Here is a 23,541-nt window from a genome sequence, read left to right as displayed (position 1 = left end):
CCGCCCTCTCTGTTAACGTTTCACGTAATTCGGATGCCATTTCAACAGCCATTGCTCTAGCAGCTTCGCTGCCGTATCCGATAGTTTTCCGAGTACCGCGTAAAGTATAATGGCCAGCACCACTACGTCAAGCCGCATAAATTCACGGGCATTCATTGCCATATAACCGATGCCCGAGTTCGCGGATATGGTTTCCGCAACAATCAGCGTCAGCCACATAAACCCAAGCGCATAACGCACGCCAACCAGAATCGACGATAACGCGCCCGGCAGAATGACATCTCGATATAATGCATAGCCGCGCAGGCCGTACACCTTCGCCATCTCCACGAGACCAGGATCAATGGAACGAATGCCGTGCACGGTATTTAAATAAATCGGAAAAAACACGCCAAGCACGACCAGAAATATTTTGGCCGTTTCCCCGATCCCGAACCATAAAATAACGAGCGGAATCAAAGCCAGATGAGGGACGTTCCGTACCATTTGAATGGAGCTATCCAGCAGCCGGTTCGCCGTCTGCGACAAGCCGTTCAGCAAGCCGAGCAGAAAGCCTATGCCGCCTCCGATAGCAAAACCAATAAACGCACGGCTCGTGCTGCTGCCCATGTAATGGAACAATTGTCCGCTTCTTGCAAGTTCAACGCCCGCCTCAGCCACTTTAAGCGGAGTTGGGAGCGTGCGGCTGGATATCCAGCCGAGCTCCCCGAGCAGCTGCCAAACGATCAATATGAGAACCGGGACGATAGCAGGCGCGATACGGCTGTTTAAGATTCGAGTAAACATAAAGATGCAAGCCCCTTCCGTTTAAATAGCACTGCCTGATTGGGGCCGTTTATTGTAAGCGACCAATTCACCCGACGCTTGGATCCCCTCGTATAGCGTTTCTCCTTGCGGCGCCAACGGCAGCCTTGGGAACAATAGCTCAGCGGCGCGGTAAGCCTCCTCGAGATGCGGGTATCCCGATAAAATAAAGGTATCAATACCCAGCTCCGCATACTCCTTAATTCGAGCAGCAACCGTGTCCGGATCGCCTACCAAGGCTGTCCCAGCCCCACCGCGCACAAGCCCGATGCCCGCCCATAGATTCGGAGAAATAACCAGCGAGTTTTTGTCGCCTTTGTGCAATTCCCCCATGCGCCTCTGGCCAACCGAATCGTATCTTGCCAGGATTTGCTGCGCCTCGGCTATCGTTTTCTCATCGACATGGCGAATAAGGCTTTCGGCCGCATCCCATGCCTCTTCTTCGGTCTCTCTCACAATGACATGCAGTCTGATGCCGAATTTAACCTTCTTGCCGCTCGCTTCCGCTAGCTTGCGAACATCGGCAATTTTTTTGGCAACCTCGCTAGGCGGTTCCCCCCATGTCAAATAACAATCGACATGATCGGCTGCAATCTGCTGCGCGGCTGGCGAGGAGCCTCCGAAATAGATAGGCGGGTACGGCTTCTGAAGAGCGGGGAACAGCACCTCTCCCGACTCGACACGAATATATTTGCCGTCAAAATTCACTTCTCCGCCTTCCATCATCCGCCGCCATACCGACAGGAATTCATCCGTCTGCTCGTATCGTTCGCCATGACTAAGGAAGATGCCGTCACCGCCGAGCTCATGCGGGTCGCCTCCGGTAACAACATTGACAAGCAGCCTGCCGCTTGAGAGCCTGTCGAACGTTGACGCCATTCTCGCAGCCGTCGAAGGCGACATAAGACCTGGCCGAATCGCAACGAGAAACTTCAGACGCTGGGTAGCGCCGATTAACGAGGATGCCGCAACCCAAGCATCCTCGCATGCCTTGCCGGTAGGAACCAGAACGCCATGGTAGCCTAGACGGTCGGCAGCCTGTGCGATTTGCTTGATATAGTCATAATCAACTGATCTTGCGCCTTCTGACGTTCCCAAATATCTGCCGTCCCCATGTAAGGGTATGAACCAAAATAATTCCATCATCATGCTCCTTAATCCTCTGCAGGGTATGAGGTTTTATTTAACTACCGCGTCGCTTACTTTAATGGCAGAAGGGATTAATTCCAGTTTCAGGAACGTATCCGCAATGCTCTGCTGGGCTTCCAACGTTTCGTCGCTGACACGGATAACACCCCAGCCGCGATGGGAGAGCGCTTGCTCAAGCGGCGCCGTATCGAGACCTAGCGCAGGAGCGAGCAGCTTCGCAACCTCAGGCTGATTGTCCTTTGCCCAATTATCCGTCTCTTCCAGCTGCGCGAGAATGACATCGATTGCTTCCTTATTCGATTTCGCAAAATCTTTGGATGCCAAGTAAAACTCATAGTTTTTCACGAGCCCTTCCCCATCGGCCAGCACGCGTGCTTTGGTAGCTAGCTGCGCAACCGAGTAGAACGGCTCCCAGATGACCCATGCATCCACATTGCCGCTTTCGAATGCAGCCCTAGCATCAGCCGGCGGCAAATAGACAACCTCTACGTCACTATAAGCAAGGCCTTCCCGCTCTAGGTATTTAACAAGCAAATAATGTACGTTGGAGCCTTTGTTCAAGGCGATTTTTTTGCCTTTCAGATCCGCCGATGATTGGATCGCGGAATTCTCAGGCACTAGAATGCTTTCCGCCTTCGGGCTTTCTGGCGAATGGGCCAAATACGCAAGCGGTGCGCCGGCCGCTTGAGCAAAGATCGGAGGCGCTTCACCCGTGTGTCCGAAGTCGATGCTGCCAACATTCAACGCTTCAAGCAGCTGCGGGCCGCCTGGGAATTCCGTCCATTCTACCGCATATCCCGCTTCCTTCAGCTTCTCGTCGAGACCGCCGCGCTCCTTCATGATGTTCACCGAAGCATATTTTTGATAGCCGATCCGAACCGTCTTCGCTTTCTCTCCGCCCGCTTCCGAATCATTGCCCGCCTCGTTCGCACCGCAAGCCGATAGCACCATCATTGCAGCTAAAACGAGCAGAAGCCCCACTCTCGCCAAACCTCTTTTTTGCGTAACCGTTCCTTTATTCATCTCTAATCACAGCCCCTCAGCTTTTTTTAAAATCGTAATAACTCATAATTCCTATTAAGTTACTTTGTTTTATGTACATCGAAATTATCATTTGCTTCTAAGACTGTCAATAGAATGAGGAAAGACGAGGAGCGATGAGGAGGAATGAGGAATATGATGCCGTTTTTTTGCATTTATCAATTGAAGTTTAATGGTCCATAGCTTATCATTATACATAATAATTCCTATGAATTAACTATGATTTAGTCTGTCACATAGAAATGGAGAGTTCAACTATGATGAATGATCGCTTGAATCTTCTCAGCCTGCAGGAAGCGATGGACCTGCTAGGGATCAGCCGTGCCACCATCGACCGCTGGCGCAAGGATAAGCAGCTTCCTCATATCAAAATAGGCAAGGAAGTATGGATCGACGAGCAGCAGCTTCAAGCTTGGATCAAGCAGCATGGCATTTCCGAGCCGCAGAATCCCGCTACCCCGACGATCGTCCCGGATGATGCAACCGTCGTTACGATCGGCTATCAAAGCGGGGCAGCGCTGCTCTGGAGCCCGCTCATTATTAAACAGCTCGGTTTATTCGAGGAAGAGCTGAGGCGCATGAACCCCTCGAAGCGCTACCAGGTCCGGTACGTAAACGCTCCGAACGGCATGGAGCTAGTCGAGGAGCTTATCGCTGGACGGGTCCACATCGCCTCCGTCGGCGATTACCCGATTATAGCCAGCCGCGCACTTAGCCAGATCCTTCCCCGTTTCCAACCGCAGGTCATCGCTTTCGACGGTAAAACCGGAAGCGGCGGCGGCATATCGCTTGTCGTTCCGACTGGCGGCAAGGTCGACCACATTGAAGCGTTATCGTCCCTATCTATTTCCACGGTAGGCAACTCCAGCTCCTCATACCGGCTGAAGGAATGGATGAAGACCTACGGCCTGCATTCCGAGCCTATCGTTCATCGCGGCATGGGCGACTGCCTTAACGGCATCATTGAAGGGCAGGTTGGTGCCAGCATGCTATGGGAGCCCTACCTAAGCTGGGTGCAATCGATCGGCGCTGGCGTCCCCCTCCTCTCCGAAGGAATCGGCGGCGATTACTTGACCGGGCTCGTAACCGATGGCAATTGGTCAAGAGGCAACGAAACCATCGTTATCGCTTATTTGAAAGCCCATTTGAGAGCACACGAGTTCATCCGCCATGATCAGCAGCGCGCGGCCGAGCTGATACACAAAGCCAGCGGCTTTCCCCTTCCGCTCGTCGCCAGCGTACTTACGCAAATCAGGTGGGATGCATCCATCTACAGCCGCGACCTGCAAACCTTGAATCGCTTCAATGAAGGCCAGTCCGATTGGCTTTCGGCGCATAAGAAAAATAACGGCGGCTTGGAGTTCAACAAGCTTTATTTGCAGGAAGCCGTGGAATCGTTAAAGCTGCCCATCCTCACCGACTCCCCTTTGCCTGGCGAGTGGTCAAGCGACAACCTTTATTAAGCAAACAGAACGAATAGCCGCACTGCAAATGTACGGCTATTCAAGCGTTCCAGAAGCTCCGCTCTCCCCCTTATCTCTCATAGAAAGCCTGCTCGAAGCGCGAAATACCGGCACTATCACATTAAAAAGACCGTCTCGGTTGGCAAAATCGCCTTCTGAGACAGCCATGGTGTCATGTTTCGGCTACCGTATTCCATCCGTTCCTGCCTGCAGCTAGCTGCTGCATGGCTGCGCGCTTTGGCTGCGCATAACCGACTGCCATTTGCGGTACAATTTCCACGCCGCGCCATTATCAAGCAGATCCTTGCAAATATAAATGCCTTCCTCGATCGAGCCCACCTTCTCCGCCAATTGTAGCCTTACAGCCGCATTGAGAAGCACTTGATTCGCAAAGGCGAGATGCCCGCGCCCTTGCAGGATCGCTTCGGTTTCCAGCACCTGCTCCGCCGGCGTCCAGTCCTTCTCCGGCACCGCCGTCTCGAGTCCGTAAGCATCCGGATCAATAACGTTAAGCTGCGATTGTCCGTTCTCCACGAAATAAGTTCGGGTTGGCCGCTCGATAAACAGATCCTCCGAACCTTCCGTGCCCTGAACAATCAGCGCCTTTTTATAGTTCAGATTATTCGCCAGCTTCGCCATCCGCTCAAAAACAGTGTTGTGGTAAACGCCGAAAATGAGATACGGTGAATGGGCGTAATCGATGAGCTTCTCCGCCGTATTGAGCACCGTGCGCATGCCAAGCTCAACCCGTATCGGGCGCAGCGCCTTTAGCGGCGGACACCACTCCTCGGCAGGCACGTACAGAACGCCAGTCTCCTTCGCCGCCTGAACGATACGGTCCCTTGAGAGCAGGTCAGCGTCAATGTCCGATTCCATCAGCAGATCATGCAGCGTAATCCCCCATTTGGGCGGCAATGAGGCTGATCCGTGCAGCGTGACCGGAAGTCCTGCGGCTGCCAGGACAAACGAGGTCGCGAACGTGGCGTAGAACGATTTCTTCCTGCCGTCATAAGGGCCCGCGCAGTCTAGCCCTTGCTGAATCGGCGCACGGTATGCATGCTTCCGGCAGACATTAACGAATGCTTCAATTTCCTCAACGCTTTCCATTTTAATGCGTTCAGCAACGAAAAAGGCGCCTATTTGCGCCGGTGTCGCCTTAAGCTCCAGAATGGCGGTTGCTGCCTGCAGCGACTCCTCATAACTGAGATCCCGCGCTCCCCTTTTTCCCCGGCCAACTTCCTTTAACAGGTTGATCATCATCGCAAAGCCCCCTTATTTTTGATCCTGAAGGATTTGATAGACCTTAACGATTGATGTAGCCACGTCCACCATGCGTTTCCTCTCGTTCATGGCTTGCTTGCGCAGCACATCATAAGCTTCCGCTTCAGAAATATTTTTGATTTTGCACAAAATGCCCTTGGCCATATCAATCCACTTCCGCTCTTCAAGCCTGCCTTCGAGCTGCTTCCGCTCGTTCATCCACTGCAGGCGCTCAAAGCATTGCTTGGAGCCGAAATGAAGAGCCCAGTGCAGCTCTTGCTCGCTCATGGATGGGGTAAGTATGCCATCCACCTGGATGTCATCCTCGCAGAATGCCGCTGACTGGGATGCCGCCGCTGCGCTGCACCACCAAAGCATCGGCACCGTTTTTTGCTTCAGCAGCCTTCTTCCCCATTGCTTTACTTCATTAAGAGGGACGTGAAGAACGACTGCGTCTGCGCTGACCATTTGCAACTCAGCCTTCTTCTCATCCACTGCGCGGAGTACCTGATAGCCGTAATTCTCCAATACATATTTCGGCGTTTCTTTCTTGGACAGCTGATCTGACTGAGGGTCCGCCATTGCCCCCTCGGTTGCCGTACGATGATCGACCACTAACAAAGAACGCATTTGGAAGCGCCCCCTCCTATTTCGACTTTTTGTGAACACAGCACAAGCCGATACCTTTGTGATTATATATAACATACAAAACAACTTATTGTCACTAACCAAGTTTTTTCACCGTTTTTCATGTTAACTATCTTGACACGAACCTGTAAGCCGTTGTATATTTACCATATCAAATTCATATCTTTCACGAGTACAACGGTGTATTCGTTATAAGCGGCAAAGAAGCCTGCTTTCGATTTCCAAGGGGACGTACGTTTTCCTATGGGTCGAGGCAGGCTTTTACTTCGTTTTCGCATAGACAGAGACTGAGAGGAGAGAAATACAATGACTACAACGAAGAAAAAATTAGTACTCATCGGCAACGGAATGGCGGGGGTTCGGGCAATCGAGCACTTATTAAAACTTTCTCCGGAGGGCTATGACATCACAATCTTCGGCTCAGAGCCTCATCCTAACTATAATCGAATCATGCTGTCTTCCGTTCTAGTAGGCGGTGCCGATTTGCAGGAAATCGTCATCAACGACTGGGAATGGTATAGAGAAAATAACATCACGCTCCATACTGGCCACAAAATAACCAAAATTGATACGGACCGCAAGAGGGTTATCTCACATCTGGGCATCGAAGCCGCTTACGATACACTCATCATTGCGACAGGCTCTAACCCGTTCATGCTTCCGCTTCCAGGCGCTGACAAGGAAGGCGTCATTGGTTTCCGTGATATCAAGGACTGCGAAATCATGATGGACACTGCGAAAAAGTATAAAAAAGCGGTCGTCATCGGCGGTGGCCTGCTCGGACTTGAAGCCGCCCGCGGCTTGCTCCACCTCGGTATGGAGGTACATGTCGTCCATATCCATAACCACTTAATGGATCGCCAGCTTGATGAGGCCGCTTCAAGAATGCTGCAGCGTGACCTCGAAGCACAAGGCATGCAATTTCTATTGAATAAACATACAGCAGCGATCAAAGGCAAGCGCCGCGCAACGGGCCTTGCTTTCACTGACGGAACTGAGGTTGACGGTGATCTGGTCGTTATGGCGGTTGGCATACGTCCTAATGTTGAGCTTGCTAGGGCAGCCGGTATCGAGGTTAACCGCGGAATCGTTATTAACGACTTCATGCAAACGAGCGTGCCCGAAATTTATGCAGTCGGAGAATGCGCTGAGCATAGAGGTATCTCCTACGGCCTCGTAGCTCCGCTTTATGAACAAGGTGCCGTTATGGTCAAGCATTTGGTTGGCATAGAAACGGCAGGCTATGCTGGCTCGGTAACCTCAACCAAGCTGAAAGTATCCGGCGTAAATGTATTCTCTGCCGGACGTTTCGCAGATACGCCAGGCACCCGTGCTCTGAAGATTCAGGACGATCTGGCTGGCACCTACAAAAAAATCGTGATCCAAGACGGCAAGCTCGTTGGAGCTGTCCTCTTCGGAGATACGGCTGACGGCGCTGAGTTGTTTGCTTCTATTAAAAGCGGCGAATCCATCGCAGGACGCGAAAAGGAAATTTTGCTTGGCATTTCCTCCGATCTGCTCGGTCAATCCTCTAGCGGCAACAGCCGGCTTGAGTCCATGGCCGATGATGAGATCATTTGCGGTTGCAATGGCGTATCCAAAGGCGATATTGGCGAGGCCATTCTGAATAAAGGCTGCAATACGGTAGGAGCCATCAAAGCGTGCACAAAAGCATCCGCCTCCTGCGGCGGCTGTAAGCCTCTTGTCGAAGGGCTTCTTCACTTATATGCTGACGATGCTGTTGGCGAGCCGGTGAAAGAAGGCATTTGCGGCTGTACGACCCATACGAGAGATGAAATCGTCGCGGAGATTACGCGAATGAACTTGAACACGACGAAAGAAGTCATGAACGTGCTTGGATGGAGCAACCCTGAAGGGTGCACGAAATGCCGCCCTGCACTCAACTACTATCTGGGCATGATCAATCCAGAGGAATACGTTGATGAGAATGAGTCACGGATTACCAACGAACGCTTCCATGGCAATATCCAAAAAGACGGAACGTATTCGGTCGTACCGCGCATTTACGGCGGTGTCACCTCCCCGGCCGATTTGAAGAAAATCGCTGAGGTCGCAGAGAAATACGATGTGCCGATGGTGAAATTCACCGGTGGCCAGCGTCTCGACTTGCTAGGCGTTAAGAAAGAGGATTTGCCGAAAATGTGGGCAGATCTCGATATGCCCTCCGGTCATGCTTACGGCAAAACGCTGAGAACGGTCAAAACCTGCGTAGGCTCCACCTTCTGCCGCTTCGGCACGCAGGATGCGATCGGTATGGGTATCAAGCTGGAGAAGGCGTTCGAGGGGCTGAACGCACCAGCTAAAGTTAAGCTTGCCGTATCCGGCTGCCCGCGAAATTGCGCGGAGGCAACCATCAAGGACTTCGGCGTAGTCGCAATTGACGGCGGCTGGGAGCTCCATGTCGGCGGCAACGGCGGCGTGAAGGTCCGTGCAACCGATCTGCTCTGCATCGTGAAAACAGAAGACGAGGTCATGGAATGGTCCTCCGCATTCCTGCAGCTCTACCGTGAAAATGCACAATGGAACGAGCGTACCGCACAGTGGATTGAACGTGTTGGTCTGGATTACGTCAAAAAAGGACTTGAAAATCCGGAAGACCGTCTCGCTCTCAAATCCCGTATCGATAAAACGCTGAGCCTGACGACCGATCCTTGGAAGCAAATCGTTGAATCGGATGAACTCCGCAAAAACTTCGAGCAACTGAACAGCGCCGTTCCGGTACAGCTGTAGCAAAAGTTGGATGCGTACGTTATCCAAGTCAGCATGGATCAACTAAACTTTCCAGGAGGGAAATTCACATGACTACAAAAATGCTCGTAGCCAATCTATCCGATATCGACGTAAAAGGATCCCGCCGCATAAAGGTGCAGGATATTGAAATAGCCGTATTCCGCTTGACAGACGGCAGCGTGCTTGCTGTCGAGAACAAATGCCCGCATAAGGGCGGTCTTCTATCGGAAGGGATGGTGTGCGGCACAGCCGTACACTGCCCTCTCCACGACTGGAAAATAGATTTGCGCAGCGGCAAAGTACATGAACCGGACGATGGCTGCATAACGACCTTCGAAACGGAAATCGACAGTGAGAGCGGCTCTATCTACGTTACGATTTAAGGATAATGCTCGAATGCCCGGAAGCCGTCTATTATCTTAGATTAATGGTTAGCTAAAGACATACCTCCATCGCTTTATTGCAGGATCCCAAAGCATTGGACACTAAAACGGCTTAAGAGCCGGAGGGAGCATCCTATGAGAAACAAAACAGCAGGCAAGGTTTATATAGTAGGTGCAGGTCCAGGCGATCCTGAGCTCATTTCCGTAAAAGCGATGCGGCGCATTCAACAGGCTGACATTATTCTCTATGATCGCCTTATTAGCAAAGAATTATTAGCATATGCCGGTCCCCATGCAGAACTTATATATTGCGGCAAAGCCCCCGGCTCACATGCGATGCCCCAGCATCTTATCAATGAAGCGCTGGTTCGCTTCGCGCAAGATGGCAAAACGGTCGTACGTCTCAAAGGGGGAGATCCTCTCGTCTTCGGAAGAGGCGCCGAGGAAGCTCTAGAGCTCGCTACATGGGGAATCGAGTACGAGATCGTTCCCGGTATCACGTCGGCCATCGGCGCAGCTGCCGCTGCCGGGATTCCGGTTACCCACCGTGAATACGCCGCTTCCTTCGCTTGCGTAACCGGGAGCAGATGCCATGGGGACAAAACGCCTATCCGCTGGGACTTGCTTGCTCACGGCGTCGATACGCTTGCCATTTATATGGGGGTGAGCGAGCTTCCTGCTATCCGCGAAGAGCTGCTGAAGCATGGCAAGTCGGCAGCAACGCCCGTAGCGTTAATTGAACGCGGCACGACGAAAAGGCAGCGTACCATCGTTGGCACGCTTGCGGATATCCACACGCTTGCCGTGACGATGAAGCTCGCTAACCCGGCACTGATTATCATTGGCGAGGTCGTACGTGTCCGCGAGCGGCTTATGCATGCGGAGCAGCATGCGGTAGCACTCATTGGATAACAGCATGATGACACATAATCGGATACCTTCCTTTACATGGAGGCGACAGCGGCAGCACTTGCCATTGTCGCCTTCTATTGCGTGCAAGCTTGGCCGCCAAGCACGCTTCTTCCCTCCATTTCCTTTGTATGGTCCCCTTTTTCCTGTATACTAGAAGCTTCAATTCGTTTTTATAAAGGATGCGACTCCACTTGGAACCAAGAAATGCTGTACCGTTATATTTATATACTTATGGCTCTAGGCTGGAAGAAACCGAGCTATGCTACTTGGAAATGCGTTCTTTTTTCGATAAGCAATCCGAATCCGGGCTGTTGATGAGCGAAATTGCCGTACACCCTGATCGAAGCCCCTTCATGAGAGAGCGGATTGAGGTCCTCTACCAAGGTGAGCAGCTTGCGGATATCCTTGAGCAAGTCAAGCAGATTGAGCTTGGCGATGAGACGTTTAAGGTTATTTTCGTCAAAATGAGTGATCTTTCACCCGAGGATAAAATCGATTTCGATCAGATGCGCTTAGTGGAGAGAGAGATAGGCATTTATATAGAAGGAGAAGCCGACATGCGGAATCCTGATCGCATCTTCGGCCTTGTTTATTGGGGTGGGCGTTTCTACTTCGGACATTATATAAAGAGCAAAGCGGTCTGGCTTACGCAAATCCAGAAGCCCCGCAGCTATTCCATTGCCCTTAGCACCCGGGTTGCGAGAGCCGCAGCCAACATTGCCGTACCGCTCCCAAGCGGGAAGACTGCCATCGACCCTTGCTGCGGAATCGGGACCGTGCTGGTCGAAGCGCTATCGATGGGGATCAATATCGTCGGAAGAGACATTAACCACTTCGTTGTCCAGGGAACGCGCGAGAACTTAGCGCACTTCGAACTGGAGACATCGGTCGTTTGCGGTGATATCGCTGATGTTACCGAGCATTACGATGCGGCGATTCTAGACATGCCCTACAACCACTTCTCTACGACAACACCCGAGAAGCAGCATGAATTGCTCGTACATGCCCGCCGCATCGCTGACAGAGTCATCGTTATCACGGCAGAAACGGTCGATGCGTCCATTGCGGAAGCTGGATTCACGATAGTCGATCGCTGCACGACGCGGAAAGGCAGTTTTATTAGGCAAATCCTCGTTTGTGTCTAATGGAGGCCGATGATTAGGATTGAAAGCCGTTCCATGCCAGCCATGAGGCGCAGGCAGCCGTCCATTCCTTCGTATGCTCCTCACTCTCGGCCAATCCCAAGCCATGGTGGCCTTTCGCGTATACATGCAGGTCAAAGAGCACGTTATGCTTTCGGAGAGCGGCCGCAAACATCAGGCTGTTCTCAACGGGCACGGCTGCATCGTCCGACGTGTGCCACAAGAAGGTCGGAGGCGTATCCTCCGTTACTTGCAGCTCGCTGCTTAGCTGCCTTACCATGAGCGGATCCGGCTCGGTCCCTAGCAGGTTCGATCTTGATCCTGCATGGGCATACGGATCAAGCAGCGTGATAACGGGATAGCAAAGCACGAGCAGATCGGGACGGGATGACTCGCGTTCAATCACATCCTCGGCCTCTTTATTCCCCGCATCATAGCTTGTGCCTGCATTAGAAACCAAATGGCCGCCAGCGGAAAAGCCCAGCAGCCCCAGCTTATTCGGGTTGATTCGGTATTGATCTGCTTTGAACCTCACGGTGCGAATGGCCCTTTGCACGTCAAGCAGCGCGCACGGATATTCATAAGGCGATACCCGGTATCGCAAGACAAACGCCGATATGCCTAGGCTGTTCAGCCACTGCGCTATCGGTTCACCTTCATGATAAGCTCTGCCGCCGTAACCGCCGCCTGGGCATACGATAACAGCCGGCGCATGCTCTCCTTCGACGAGATAAGGCGTAATTGCCGGACAATCCTCGTCCTCATTGCTGCGCGCGAAGGGCGCCCCGTGCATCCACAATAATTGCTCCGCCACTTGAATAACCCCCTAATTACTCGTATGTATCTTCATTCCTGTTCCATTATATACCTAACCGGCCAGGCCAGCTATCCGTTATTAAGCAAGATGAAACGGCTATCGCCATCCTCTGTGGCAAAAGCAGTCGTTTCGTTGAGATAGTATAAGCATGTTTGTATGCTACAACTTGTAAATTCATATTTAGCAAAAAAAGGGCTTAAGCCTTTACCGGCTTAAACCCGTGTATGCGATGAATGCTCATGAGGTCGCCGAAGCATTACCTCTTGAAAGAAGTAATTCCGCCTATAAAGCCAAAAAGCGCGCCGAGCACCGACCCTGCCGCGACCTCGCGCGGGTGATGTCCGAGACTTTCCTTAAGCCTTTCACGCCTGCGCTTATGATAAATCCCCGGATGCTTTCCGGCAAGCCGCTCGACATCCTCATCCAAATCATTCACCTGCACCGCTATTTCGCCTGCATGCCTTCGAATATTCATTGCATCATACATAACCACAATGCTAAGCATCGCCGATATCGCAAATTCAGGCGTTCTCACGCCGTATTTCGTAGCGGTATATGCAGTTAACGCCGTAACGCCGCTTGAATGGGCACTTGGCATGCCGCCCGATCCAATGGCTCTGCGCAAGTCCCAATGCCCCGTTTTCGCGTAATGCAGCGGCAGCTTTAGCAGCTGAGCCGCTCCAACGGCAGCAAGTGCAGTCACTAGTCCTCTATTTGACACAGCCGTCACCTCCATTCCTTCTGCTTCATCATTTTGTCCTATTGAAGCAAAATCATGTAGCCAGGAATCGAGTTGTCCATTACGCAAGCTGTTGGCAGATATGCGATACCGCCCCGCCCTAATCGAGCAGCAATTGAGCACTAATCCAGCTATGCCATAACGATCCTACTTCATATAAATAAAGCGTTCACCCGGCGCGAACATGTGGAACTTCTTTGCAGGATAGTGACGCTGGATATAATCGACGAAATAAGCCGGGTTCTCATCATTGTGCGGAAATAAACCATAGTGCATCGGAACGAGCATATCCGCGTTGATTTGCACCGCTATTTCTACGGCCTCGCGATAGTTGCAATTGCCGACAATGCCTTGCCCGCCGCGCACGAAATCTCTTCCGTTTATCGGCATTAAAGCAACATCGACTTGCTTGCTCCGCAGCCACTCCACAAGCTCCGGAAACCCGACAGTATCTCCGGCATGGTATAAGGTTAGACTGCCCAATTGTGCTGCAAATCCAAGAAATTTATGCTCGCCCGCTTCATCCTGTTCGAATTGCTCATGCTTAGCGGCAAATGCCTCCAGCCGAACGCCATCGGCAAGCTGCAAGGTTTGACCATCTGATATTCCGATTAGCTGCTCATCCCGCAAGCCCCATTCCTTCAATAAGCGCAAATGCGCTTTAGGAACGATAAAGCGCGTTTTCTCCGATCCGGCAATCACCTGCAGCGTCTGCTTGTCCATGTGATCCTCATGATGATGGGAGCAGACCACAAAGTCCACGTCGAGGCAGTCCGCAGGCTGCAGCGGTGATTCGAACGCACGCGACCAAGGCGGGCCGCTCAGCTCGTATACCCAATTCGTCAAATACGGATCAAACAGAATCGTTGTCTTCTTCCATTTGACTAGGAAACCCTCCTGCCCCAGCGCCCATAACGAAAGCGCATGCTCAGGCAACTCGGTCTCCATAATTTGCTTTACCAATTCGGGGCCGCCGTTATAGATTTTCACGACATTCATCATCCCTTCTCTTCCATAGGTTGTAGACGGAGCTCTTTTGTAAACCACAGCTTGTAGCTCAACAAGCTTAAAATAATGCTCGTTACCGCAGCAGAGCTGGCGAATGCAAATACGATTAAAATTTGGTAGCGAACCGCTTCAACTGGATCGGCTCCGGCAATAATCATGCCTGTCATCATGCCGGGAAGCTGGACAAGCCCCACCGTCTTCATGCCGTCTATGGTTGGAATCATGCTCGCTTTGACCGCTCGTTTCATGACATCCTGAACCGCTTGCCTGGCGGTCGCTCCAAGTGAGAGCAGCGTATCAATCTCGCCCCTTGCCGTACTTATTTCTCTTCTCATCTGGTTCAATAATAATCCCGATACGACCATGGCGTTGCCGATTGTCATGCCGCTTAACGGAATGATATATTGCGGCGTCGCTTCAATGATATTGAATCCGAGGAGCAGTCCCATCAGTAGCAGCTCAGTCGAACCGATAGCAATCGCGATTCTCCATGCAATACCGCGCAGGCCTGATCCTCTCTTTGCCGCATTGTGTGATGCGACCCCAATCATCAGCAGCAAGATCAATGCGATAAACAATGGATTGCTTGTTCCAAAAACAAATTGCAGGACATAGCCGACCAGAAGAAGCTGGATCGCTGAACGGATTGTGCCTACGGCAATATCCCTTTCGAGACCGAGCTTCTGCCATACGGAAACAAGCATCGTTATCATCACGAATAAGAGCGTAAAGCTAAGAGCTAGAATGGACATGCGACTGCTCCTTCTGCATAGGTGAAGCGATATAATCTCTCGCGAGCTCCGTTTCGGGAAGCTCGAAAAAACGCTCGGTTCGGCTATTTTCGAGCAGCGTGCCCTCGCCCATGAACCAGACAGACCCGCTCATCTGGCGGGCTTGCTCCAAATCATGCGTAATCCAGATAAGCGTTGTGCCTGCTTGCTCATGCCATTCCCGCAGCACCTGCTCAACCATTTCCTTGCTTCCTCTGTCCAGCGAAGCGGTAACCTCGTCCAGCAGCAGCACCGCTGGATGTAGGAGCAAGGAGCGCAATAAGGAAACCCGCTGTTTTTCTCCGCCTGAGAGCTGTTGCGCGTTTTTGCCTAGCTCCAGATGATCAAGCCCTAACTTGGGCAGTAATCGCCGGACTAGCTTCTCGTCATAAGGAATACGGTGCAGCATGCTGACCGTACGCAGGTTCTGCTCGATGCTGCCTGGCAGCATGACTGCTTGCTGTGCGACGTAACACATCTTCTTCCGCCATTCCTTCGGATCCGAGCCTTGAAGCGAGACGTCATGCAATCGAATATCTCCCTCATCCACGGCTTCAAGTCCGGCAAGTATCCGAAGCAATGTGCTTTTTCCTTGGCCGGATATGCCGAGCAGCGCAATAATGGCGGGCTCAGCAACCTTGGCGGAAACATTTGAAAAAAGAGGGCTATTCACTGGTCCGCCTATTTTTTTCTTCAATTGACTGAACTCCAGTATAGGCTTCATCATTGCCCTCCTTTTCATTTTCTTTCCATTATAGCGCGATTGCGGCTGATCGAAAAAGACATGCAATACAAGCGAAAGGTCAGCTGCCTCTTGTTCAAATCAGATAAACTTAACATGAGTACGCCGTTATCGCTGCGTGATCAAAGCCATTCTTCCGATCGCCGTTGCAGCCAAATGGTTTTGATTCGTTAACTTCATATATAGTAACCATTTGGTCTGCAAAAGCGAACATTGCATTTCTCCAGAACGACTTTGTTCTCTCCGCCCGCGCAGCTCATTCGTTTTTTCAACTCTATCTCAGGACGTTAACTTTTACAATAAGAGGTACTGGAATGAGCGTCATAATTGTCCATTGCACCTCAGCAGAAAAACGTAACCAAAACAAAAAGGAGAACCGTAAACATACGGCTCTCCTTTTTCTGACTCAAACCTATTGCTCTTTTTGGTTATCTAAAAAACAATAATCCGATTAATTCTGCTAACCCTAATCAATGCTTTGCAACGGCTTAGCTCAGTCCAGCTTTCGTCAATCCGTACTGCACATCAGCAGAACCCGGTACATATTTGAAAGCGATGTTTACACGGTTCCAAGCATTGATTGCCATGACCGAGAACGTCAAATCCGAGATTTCTTTTTCGGACAATTGCCCGCGTACACGGTCATAAACCTCATCAGATACACCATGCTCAGGCAATTTGGTCAAAATTTCAGTCCATGCCAGCGCAGCCCGTTCACGCGGAGTGAACAGCGTTGATTCGCGCCAAATCGAGATATGGTAGAGGCGAAGCTCGCTCTCGCCATGGATTTTGGCCTGCTTGACGTGCATGTCCAGACAGAACCCGCAGCCATTCATTTGCGATGCGCGAATATGAACAAGATGAAGGATTTCCGCTTCAATAGAGCTATCCTTTTCAGACATGCTGAATCCCATCATTCCTTTGAAAAGCTCCGGCGATTGCTGCATATAATTTAAGCGTTGTGTCATTGTTGTATACCTCCTGATTTGTTTTGACACTAATAAAACGACCGACCACATTGATCTGTGACATCGTATTTTATTATTTTCGCCTATCTTATATTTGCTATCCAAAAATGCATATCATTGACACTAATACCCAGTTCCAATTCAGCTTATCCATCCTATATCATTCAATCATTAGGTTTATCTTTAATGAAAAACAGATTTAAATCGTCATCCGCACACACTATCGCACCAGGCGTGACAGGCTGTCCTTTGTACATCAATCCCCTGCCATCCGGTATATATCCCCTCTTTGCGTATAAACGCTGGGCATTGCCATAGCTTTGGTACAGCCCAACGCCAATTCCCACTTTCCCATATTTCTCAAACGCTATTTTCTCGGCGGCTTCCATTAATTCGTTTCCGATTCCAAGCTTTCGAAATGGCGGAATTACATTAAAATCATTAATTTCCGGAATGCCATTTTCAGCAAAGTAAGGATAATAAGATCTTCCAAGCAGATGTAAGCTCCCCGTAAACTGACCTTCGTAAAAAGCTAGCAGCGTTATTCTTTCTCCTGCTGCGTTCTGTTCCCAACACCTCAAGATGTAATCCTTAGGTTTTTTAATATGATGCTCCGCGAAAATCCGATATACGAGATCTACGTCCGATTCTGCCATTTGGCGAACTTTAATTAATGGATCCATCGTATCACTCCAATTCCCAATAGCGTTTAAACTTATTTTACCAAATGGCCTACCGTAGATGAACGTCATTAACAACTATAGTTGAATTTTACCGCTCATTGCTACAACTGAAACTACCGGCTGCATGCATCGGTTTCCCCTAACGTTAGTCCCGTACGAATCATGGCAACCTTTTCTGTGGCAATGCGTTTATAATGAGGTAAAGTGAATATATGGAAATTAGAGGAGGAACATCCATGCGTAGAAAAGCGATACTTCGAACCACGCTTGCAGCCTCTGCCTTACTCATTGCCTTGCAAATCGGACAATCAGCTGATAATAGTAGTATTAGCCAAGTGTATGCCGAGAAGCCTGTTGTATCCTTCGGATTAGGAAACCCCGGGATTCAGACACCGTTTGTCCAACCAGCCTGGTCCGCAAAAGTCGATAATGGGTATAGCTATTACACTTCCGCTGACCTGACAACGACGGCTGAGGGCAAAGTATTCACGTTTAGAGATCAGAAGCTAATCGCCTTGAACGCACAAACCGGAAAAACGCTTTGGACATTCAACGAGCATGTGTATTCCATGTTTGTCTATCGCGATGGGGTTATTTACGGGAATTTAATAGGCGGAGGCCTCTTTGCCCTTTCCGCTTCAAGCGGGAAGAAGCTGTGGCAGTCGAGCGTCCTGATTGAAAGACCAAATGCTATCGAGGTTTTCGGCGATACGTTATATGCCCTGATAGACAATTATACCTTTGCAGTCCATGTGAAAACGGGAAAGCAGCTTTGGGTAAACACGGGGTCCCAAGTTGCTACCCAACCAAAAGAAGGCTATTACACCAGTTTAGGAATCATGGATGCTGGAGATATCGTATTACGCGCAATCCTATTGAATGAACCTACACAAACCACGCGTCAACTCCATGCCATCGAAAAGAAAACGGGAAAGACGCTTTGGAGTATGAACAACCAGGACGCCCCATTAAAGATCGAAGCCGGGTTAGCTTACTCCATTAAGCATCATAACCAACCGATAGTTGATGATGCCGAGCGCAGCGTGACAGTTACCGTCATTAATGTGAAAACGGGTGAAATAAAAGGCGCGCGCGATTACCGCTGGAATGTACGTGCAGATTCGTCCAATGAATATGGCGGAAACGCGCCACACTACTTGAATGGAAATGATTTTTATATCCATCAGAATGGCATGATAGCGAGGTATGATTTTAAAAATTACAGACCAGGGGCCAAACCTTTACAAACTTACTATGAGCCTAACTATGATCAAGGGTCATACCCGCTTTATAAAGTTCACCGCGGTCGTATTTTGTTCCGTACGCAGCAGGACGGTTCTCTCTTCAGCATGAAAACGGTAAACGGGCAAAACATAAGCTGGACTGGTGATAACCCGCCCGCATTGACTGCGATCTATGGAAAAGGTGTCTATCTTGCCCAAACGGATGGCATTCTGCATGCCATCGATTTTGATTCAGGAAAACCCCAATTCCGTGTAAAAACGGGTGCGCGTCAATATGATCATATCCTTAAAGAAGACGGATTTCTCATTATACAGTCGCCAGGCAAACTGATAGGCGTTAAATTGCCTTCTGCCTTCAAGTAATTGAACAGGCTTTGCCAGGTGAAATCTACAGGAGCCTGTTGGCGTTCAAGCTCACAGCTCCTTTCTTTCATTATTCTTTCATAGTGATTTGCTATACTTCGACAAGCAGCAAAAAACGTGGAAGCAAATGGAGGATTATGATGAAACGAACGTTAACGGGTTTCTTGGTTGTTGCATTATTTTTGTCAGCTTTTGGTGGATCAGGTTGGTTCTCAGTAGCAAATGCTGCACCGGCAGACGCTTCAGTGAGGTTTGAAGAAACGGATCTAGGCTGGGATGACCATGCTTTTACCTTCCCTAATAGCGGAGCGATTAGAAATGTATCGCAATTAGAGTCTAGTTCAGCGGATGATCTATTTGTCATAGCTCAATTGCCGTATGGAGACAAATGGGATATCTTTCATTTCGAAACAGATGGCACCTATCATGGAGCGTTAGTTGATCGAACGGCTCTCGAACAGGACCTCCTAGACGCCGGCGCTACTTGGTTATCGGGAGAATTCGACTTCAAGCCAGAAAAGATTGTATTTTCTAGCGAGTCGGGCGTCGATTATTTGTACATTATACATAACCAGAATGATACGAATTATCCAATGATCAAATACAATCTGAATACAAAATCCGTCACGAATCCGGAAGTAATCATGTTCACCCAGCCGGTAACCTCCATTCAGAAAGCATTTGATGGACTTTTTTATGTATCGACAAGAGAGACGAATACCTATTACACCATTGATCCGTCAGCCCCTGCAATAAACACCCAAACAACGAGCTGGGGTTTTGAAATTAACAGTATCGTTAAGCTGCAAAACGGAAAGTTTATGGCTAGCAATTATTTTTATCCGGACAAAGGCTATATCTGCGATGCTAGTTGTAATCTATTAACGGGAAGCGAAAATTACTTTTCGGAGATCAGCGCATCTCCTGATGGTACTCAGGTTGTTGGCTTCGGCTCGAGCGATTCTTTTAATTCTATGGTGTATGTAAATGAAAATGCGGCGATTGAGCTTGATGGATATGCCCGTTACGTTGAAATCAATAATCAGGGCACGATCTTTGTCGGTTCGTTTTATCAACATCCCATACAGGTCATTGAATATAATGCATCTACTAATAAGTATGAAGTGGTTGGAACAATTGGCACAAGTAGAGAAACTACTTACGATAACAATCACTACAGCTTTGTACAAGATGAGAAAGGCCATGTATTTATATTGGATTCTAGCAACGGCACCATTGATGAATTCGATGAGCTAGGCTTGTATGTTCGAAGCAAGCATTTCGACGGAAGCCTATATCAGTTCACGTATTACAATGGGCTGCTCTACGCTGCCGATGACGATAATGGCCGTGTCGTTGCTATCTCGACGGCTGATCTTAGCTATGTGGATACGCTTTGGAATGATGCCGTGTCTGTTCTCGCAACTCCGGGCGGAACCCTGCTCGTTGCACGGGAGAACCAACTGGAGCAATATGCAATCGATCCCGTTAATAACACAAGGACATTGATCCACACTTATCCATTTACGGGCTATAATTTAACCATGCAGTCAGACGACCTCGTATCCCTAAGCATGAGCGTGACCTATAACATGCGATTCATTAACATTAACACCTTCGAAACGGAAGATACCGATTGGACTAGCTGGTATCCGTCGTGGTTTGATCCGTCGGGGCTTATTGCCGTAAATGCAGACAAGTATTGGAGTATTGTTGATCCAGCAACATCCGGCACCCTATATACGTCTTCTGATCGCAATTATGGATCCAGCACTTTTTATAAGGGCAATGGGCACAGAATGGTTCTAAAAACGTTCTTTGACTCCAGCTTGCGCACGGTGCGGACGATTCCCGTAGGGATTACCGTCGCTGCGCCATCGCTATCTGATACACCTGCTTTTTTGACGAACGAAGATGAATTGGACCAGATCGCAGGCAATCTAGTAACGTCCAATACGATTAGCTTAGGCATAGATTTTCCGATGAACGGCGTTGTCGTGAATGCTCTTACCCTAAATGGGGATGAGCTTCTCTTTAACGGGGTTCGCGAGACGTATCTTGAACTGAAATCAATGCCGGGTACGATATACCAAGCGGTTATTGGAGATAGTGGGAAGCGCAAAGCTATCCTTCAGTTCAATAATCTGGATAACGATTGGAATTCCGGAACTCTCCAGATGATTTTTTCGGAAGAGACGGGCGAAATTCAAATACAGGTCGACAAAAATCAAGGAAACAGCAATACGATGGAGGACTTAGTATTATGGGAGGTTGATTACGTTAATTTTGGCGCAACGGGTTCACATGTATCAGTAGGTGCGGGTGATGTCGTGAAACTATTCCCTTACCGCACTTATTTCAACGTTTCCCATGGCGCTGAGTATGAGCCCGTATTCTTGAGCTCTGCTTCGTCACCTGTTGAGCCAGTTTTGCAATCGCCTACTTTTGGTACGAGATTTTATCCGGATTCGCCGGAAGTCACCTTTGAATGGGACAATCCGAACGTTCCGGGAAGTTACGACCAAACCAGATTGCTGCTGTCCACGGATCCCACCTACAGAAATGTGATCCGAACTGTGATATTAACAAACGAAGAGTCATATGCCATGGATACAAGTGACCTGTATACAGGCATCCCTTACTACTGGAAGGTCATCGTTGCGGATACGGCGAATACGGCGTATGCCTACTCCACAAACGGCGCTTTCAGCATTGACAATTGGTCGGTATCTCTTGAGCTGGATAACGCGGATGTAACGGCAAACTCGGCTCAAGCCATCTACGAAATCATGTCTAGCGATAGGGATCAATATACGAAGAGCGGAATAGCGCTCAGCACATCGATGAATCCTACCGTTTCGAATTCCGTTTATTCTACCGGGATTCATGCAGCAGGGGAACAACATATTGCAATAACGGGACTGCTGCCAAGTACAACCTATCATGCGCGTGCTTATGCGGTAACCGATCAAGCTACGCGTTATAGCTCCAACATAACCTTTACGACAGGAGCGGGAACGACGAGCCCGCCGACAACGCCATCTACTCCACCGCCGGTTGTTGATCCGGGGCCTGATCTTCCAGGAGCGGCTTGTCCGTTCACGGATCTTGAGAAGCATTGGTCCAAATCGGATATTTGCGAAGCGGCAAGCTTAGCTATCGTTGAGGGCGTGGACGTTAATCGCTTTGCACCGAACATGGAAATAACAAGGGCTGAATTCGCCGTCATGTTGGCACGCGCCCTTCAGGTTTCTGCCATTGAAAGTGAAGCCTCCCCGTCATTCCGTGATGAGGAGAGCATTCCAGCTTGGGCACGCCCTATGATTCAGGCAGCACTCGCAGAAGGAATCATTGATGGTTACCCCGACGGGACGTTCCGTCCGCAGCAGACGATTACGCGGATAGAAATGGCTGCAATGCTGTCAAAAGCAATGAAATGGGAATCAAGCGGCGAGCAGGAGCTATCCTTCGCTGATCTTGCTAGTATTCCAGCATGGGCAATGCCCTATGTGACCATAGTGAGCGAGCGGGGACTCGTACAAGGCCGGGGAGACCACTTATTCGTTCCGCGCGGCAAAACGACAAGAGCCGAAGCAGGCGTTCTCTTGCTGAGGCTTTGGCATATCCTGCATTAAAAATGAAACGGTCTACCCTGTTTTACTAGGCGTAGACCGTTTTTTGATTGGATGAATGCTTATAATCCTTGCATGTCCTCATCGCTTCTATACTCTAAAATATCGCCAGGCTGGCAATCCAAAGCTTTGCAAATCGCCTCTAAAGTGGAGATTCGAATCGCTTTTGCCTTGCCATTTTTCAATATAGAGAGATTAGCCATCGTAATGCCAACCCTCTCCGATAGTTCGGTTACGCTCATTTTCCGTCTAGCCAACATCACATCAATATTGATTATGATCGCCATAATATTCACCTCAGACTATTAAGTCATTTTCTGATTTTATATCAATCGCCTCTTTTAATAGCATTTGGAGAACAGCGGCAAAAACGGCAATCACCATCGAGGCAAAAACCATGACCAGTCCGATTACGATGATACCTGGGGCGTCGTCTTTTTCCGCTAAGAGATACAAGAGCGGCAAGCCTAACACATATATGCCACTAATTATAATCGCACACCATTTTATATTTTTCAAAGCAAGTACGGATAATTCCGAGAAAGCGATGTTCTTATCAATATAGCTTAACACTTTAAAAGCTTGATACAGCGCAAAGTAAAACGGTATCGCCGTGGCGTACAAATCAATGAAAAAGAGGTATTTCAAATAAGCAATATCGGGATAAAGCTCTGCTGCGAAATTCCCGATCTCAGGCACTACAAATATGTACAGAGCCAAAGCAGGCAGACCTATAATAATAACAGCTAGCTTTAAAAAGAGCGTTGTTCCTCGTTTCATAAAAAGCACCTCGCCTTGTTATTTTCAATTTGATAATAATACAAAATTTATCGTTTTGCAATATATTTTAATTGATAAACAATTTATATTAATTGTTTTTTTCAAATTCGAAGTTTTCAAACCAAATATAAAAAAAGCATTTCTTATAGTTAAGAAATGCTCGACCTCTATAACTAGTCCATGATAACGAGGTCATATATCGGCTAAGGACTATTCTGCTTTTTCCGTAATTTGCTTATTAC

At 49.3% G+C, this 23,541-nt stretch carries 21 protein-coding genes; 7 read left to right on the top strand and 14 right to left on the bottom strand.

Going from position 1 to position 23,541, the window contains the following annotated elements:
* Positions 1 to 12: 12 nt before the first annotated feature.
* Genes ssuC through AC0YN3_RS06670 form a run of 3 tightly spaced genes read right to left on the bottom strand, consistent with a single transcriptional unit; the run spans position 13 to position 2,976 of the window.
* The gene (gene ssuC / locus AC0YN3_RS06680) at positions 13 to 786 is read right to left on the bottom strand and encodes an aliphatic sulfonate ABC transporter permease SsuC (RefSeq protein ID WP_475774347.1); all 774 of its coding nucleotides are present in this window, start codon (positions 784 to 786) and stop codon (positions 13 to 15) included.
* Between the two features lie 21 nt (positions 787 to 807).
* Positions 808 to 1,947 carry an FMNH2-dependent alkanesulfonate monooxygenase gene (ssuD, locus tag AC0YN3_RS06675; protein ID WP_475775089.1) on the bottom strand — a complete coding sequence of 380 codons (1,140 nt, stop codon included), beginning with the start codon at positions 1,945 to 1,947 and terminating at the stop codon, positions 808 to 810.
* Between the two features lie 36 nt (positions 1,948 to 1,983).
* Positions 1,984 to 2,976, bottom strand: a complete 993-nt coding sequence (locus AC0YN3_RS06670; RefSeq protein WP_475774346.1) for a sulfonate ABC transporter substrate-binding protein — start codon at positions 2,974 to 2,976, stop codon at positions 1,984 to 1,986.
* 275 nt (positions 2,977 to 3,251) lie between these two features.
* Here AC0YN3_RS06670 and AC0YN3_RS06665 point away from each other — a divergent pair, with 275 nt between their 5' ends.
* Complete coding sequence (locus AC0YN3_RS06665) at positions 3,252 to 4,457, top strand: helix-turn-helix domain-containing protein (RefSeq protein ID WP_475774345.1); 1,206 nt, start codon at positions 3,252 to 3,254, stop codon at positions 4,455 to 4,457.
* Positions 4,458 to 4,670: 213 nt separating this feature from the next.
* Here AC0YN3_RS06665 and AC0YN3_RS06660 read toward each other — a convergent pair whose 3' ends face one another.
* Together AC0YN3_RS06660 and AC0YN3_RS06655 are read right to left on the bottom strand one after the other, a co-directional pair.
* Positions 4,671 to 5,714 carry an anthranilate phosphoribosyltransferase gene (locus AC0YN3_RS06660; RefSeq protein WP_475775088.1) on the bottom strand — a complete coding sequence of 348 codons (1,044 nt, stop codon included), beginning with the start codon at positions 5,712 to 5,714 and terminating at the stop codon, positions 4,671 to 4,673.
* A gap of 15 nt (positions 5,715 to 5,729) precedes the next feature.
* On the bottom strand, positions 5,730 to 6,347 hold the full coding sequence (locus tag AC0YN3_RS06655; protein ID WP_475774344.1) for an ANTAR domain-containing response regulator: 618 nt from the start codon (positions 6,345 to 6,347) through the stop codon (positions 5,730 to 5,732).
* A gap of 324 nt (positions 6,348 to 6,671) precedes the next feature.
* Here AC0YN3_RS06655 and nirB point away from each other — a divergent pair, with 324 nt between their 5' ends.
* From nirB to AC0YN3_RS06635, 4 genes are all read left to right on the top strand, one after another.
* Positions 6,672 to 9,116 (top strand): nitrite reductase large subunit NirB, encoded by a 2,445-nt coding sequence (gene nirB, locus AC0YN3_RS06650; protein ID WP_475774343.1) that lies wholly within the window; start codon positions 6,672 to 6,674, stop codon positions 9,114 to 9,116.
* Positions 9,117 to 9,184: 68 nt separating this feature from the next.
* Complete coding sequence (gene nirD, locus AC0YN3_RS06645; RefSeq protein WP_475774342.1) at positions 9,185 to 9,499, top strand: nitrite reductase small subunit NirD; 315 nt, start codon at positions 9,185 to 9,187, stop codon at positions 9,497 to 9,499.
* 135 nt (positions 9,500 to 9,634) lie between these two features.
* Positions 9,635 to 10,411 (top strand): uroporphyrinogen-III C-methyltransferase, encoded by a 777-nt coding sequence (gene cobA, locus AC0YN3_RS06640; RefSeq protein WP_475774341.1) that lies wholly within the window; start codon positions 9,635 to 9,637, stop codon positions 10,409 to 10,411.
* A 191-nt stretch (positions 10,412 to 10,602) separates the two neighbouring features.
* A complete protein-coding gene (locus AC0YN3_RS06635) occupies positions 10,603 to 11,556 on the top strand; it encodes a TRM11 family SAM-dependent methyltransferase (RefSeq protein ID WP_475774340.1) in 954 nt (317 codons plus the stop codon).
* Between the two features lie 13 nt (positions 11,557 to 11,569).
* Here the strand turns inward: AC0YN3_RS06635 and AC0YN3_RS06630 are convergent, their stop codons facing one another.
* The 7 genes from AC0YN3_RS06630 to AC0YN3_RS06600 all read right to left on the bottom strand — a co-directional run bounded on the left by AC0YN3_RS06630 (position 11,570) and on the right by AC0YN3_RS06600 (position 17,280).
* Positions 11,570 to 12,346, bottom strand: a complete 777-nt coding sequence (locus AC0YN3_RS06630) for an alpha/beta hydrolase (RefSeq protein ID WP_475775087.1) — start codon at positions 12,344 to 12,346, stop codon at positions 11,570 to 11,572.
* A gap of 280 nt (positions 12,347 to 12,626) precedes the next feature.
* Positions 12,627 to 13,091, bottom strand: a complete 465-nt coding sequence (locus AC0YN3_RS06625; protein WP_475774339.1) for a divergent PAP2 family protein — start codon at positions 13,089 to 13,091, stop codon at positions 12,627 to 12,629.
* 165 nt (positions 13,092 to 13,256) lie between these two features.
* Positions 13,257 to 14,111 (bottom strand): MBL fold metallo-hydrolase, encoded by an 855-nt coding sequence (locus AC0YN3_RS06620; RefSeq protein WP_475774338.1) that lies wholly within the window; start codon positions 14,109 to 14,111, stop codon positions 13,257 to 13,259.
* The gene (locus AC0YN3_RS06615) at positions 14,108 to 14,869 is read right to left on the bottom strand and encodes an ABC transporter permease (protein ID WP_475774337.1); all 762 of its coding nucleotides are present in this window, start codon (positions 14,867 to 14,869) and stop codon (positions 14,108 to 14,110) included. Before AC0YN3_RS06615 ends, AC0YN3_RS06620 begins: the two co-directional genes overlap by 4 nt.
* A complete protein-coding gene (locus AC0YN3_RS06610; RefSeq protein WP_475774336.1) occupies positions 14,850 to 15,614 on the bottom strand; it encodes an ABC transporter ATP-binding protein in 765 nt (254 codons plus the stop codon). The genes AC0YN3_RS06615 and AC0YN3_RS06610 overlap by 20 nt, the downstream gene beginning before the upstream one ends.
* Positions 15,615 to 16,117: 503 nt before the next feature.
* On the bottom strand, positions 16,118 to 16,597 hold the full coding sequence (locus tag AC0YN3_RS06605) for a carboxymuconolactone decarboxylase family protein (protein WP_475774335.1): 480 nt from the start codon (positions 16,595 to 16,597) through the stop codon (positions 16,118 to 16,120).
* 164 nt (positions 16,598 to 16,761) lie between these two features.
* The gene (locus AC0YN3_RS06600) at positions 16,762 to 17,280 is read right to left on the bottom strand and encodes a GNAT family N-acetyltransferase (RefSeq protein WP_475774334.1); all 519 of its coding nucleotides are present in this window, start codon (positions 17,278 to 17,280) and stop codon (positions 16,762 to 16,764) included.
* 236 nt (positions 17,281 to 17,516) lie between these two features.
* Here AC0YN3_RS06600 and AC0YN3_RS06595 point away from each other — a divergent pair, with 236 nt between their 5' ends.
* Together AC0YN3_RS06595 and AC0YN3_RS06590 are read left to right on the top strand one after the other, a co-directional pair.
* The gene (locus tag AC0YN3_RS06595) at positions 17,517 to 18,887 is read left to right on the top strand and encodes an outer membrane protein assembly factor BamB family protein (protein ID WP_475774333.1); all 1,371 of its coding nucleotides are present in this window, start codon (positions 17,517 to 17,519) and stop codon (positions 18,885 to 18,887) included.
* Positions 18,888 to 19,024: 137 nt separating this feature from the next.
* On the top strand, positions 19,025 to 22,522 hold the full coding sequence (locus AC0YN3_RS06590; RefSeq protein ID WP_475774332.1) for an S-layer homology domain-containing protein: 3,498 nt from the start codon (positions 19,025 to 19,027) through the stop codon (positions 22,520 to 22,522).
* 59 nt (positions 22,523 to 22,581) lie between these two features.
* Here AC0YN3_RS06590 and AC0YN3_RS06585 read toward each other — a convergent pair whose 3' ends face one another.
* Both AC0YN3_RS06585 and AC0YN3_RS06580 read right to left on the bottom strand, forming a co-directional pair.
* A complete protein-coding gene (locus AC0YN3_RS06585; protein WP_475774331.1) occupies positions 22,582 to 22,806 on the bottom strand; it encodes a helix-turn-helix domain-containing protein in 225 nt (74 codons plus the stop codon).
* Positions 22,807 to 22,816: 10 nt separating this feature from the next.
* Positions 22,817 to 23,299 (bottom strand): DUF2975 domain-containing protein, encoded by a 483-nt coding sequence (locus tag AC0YN3_RS06580; RefSeq protein ID WP_475774330.1) that lies wholly within the window; start codon positions 23,297 to 23,299, stop codon positions 22,817 to 22,819.
* Positions 23,300 to 23,541: the final 242 nt, after the last annotated feature.

The sequence above is a fragment of the Paenibacillus sp. J22R232 genome (assembly GCF_056269165.1).
The sequence above is the reverse complement of the archived record's forward strand: the minus strand, read 5'-3'. Positions and strand labels throughout refer to the sequence as shown.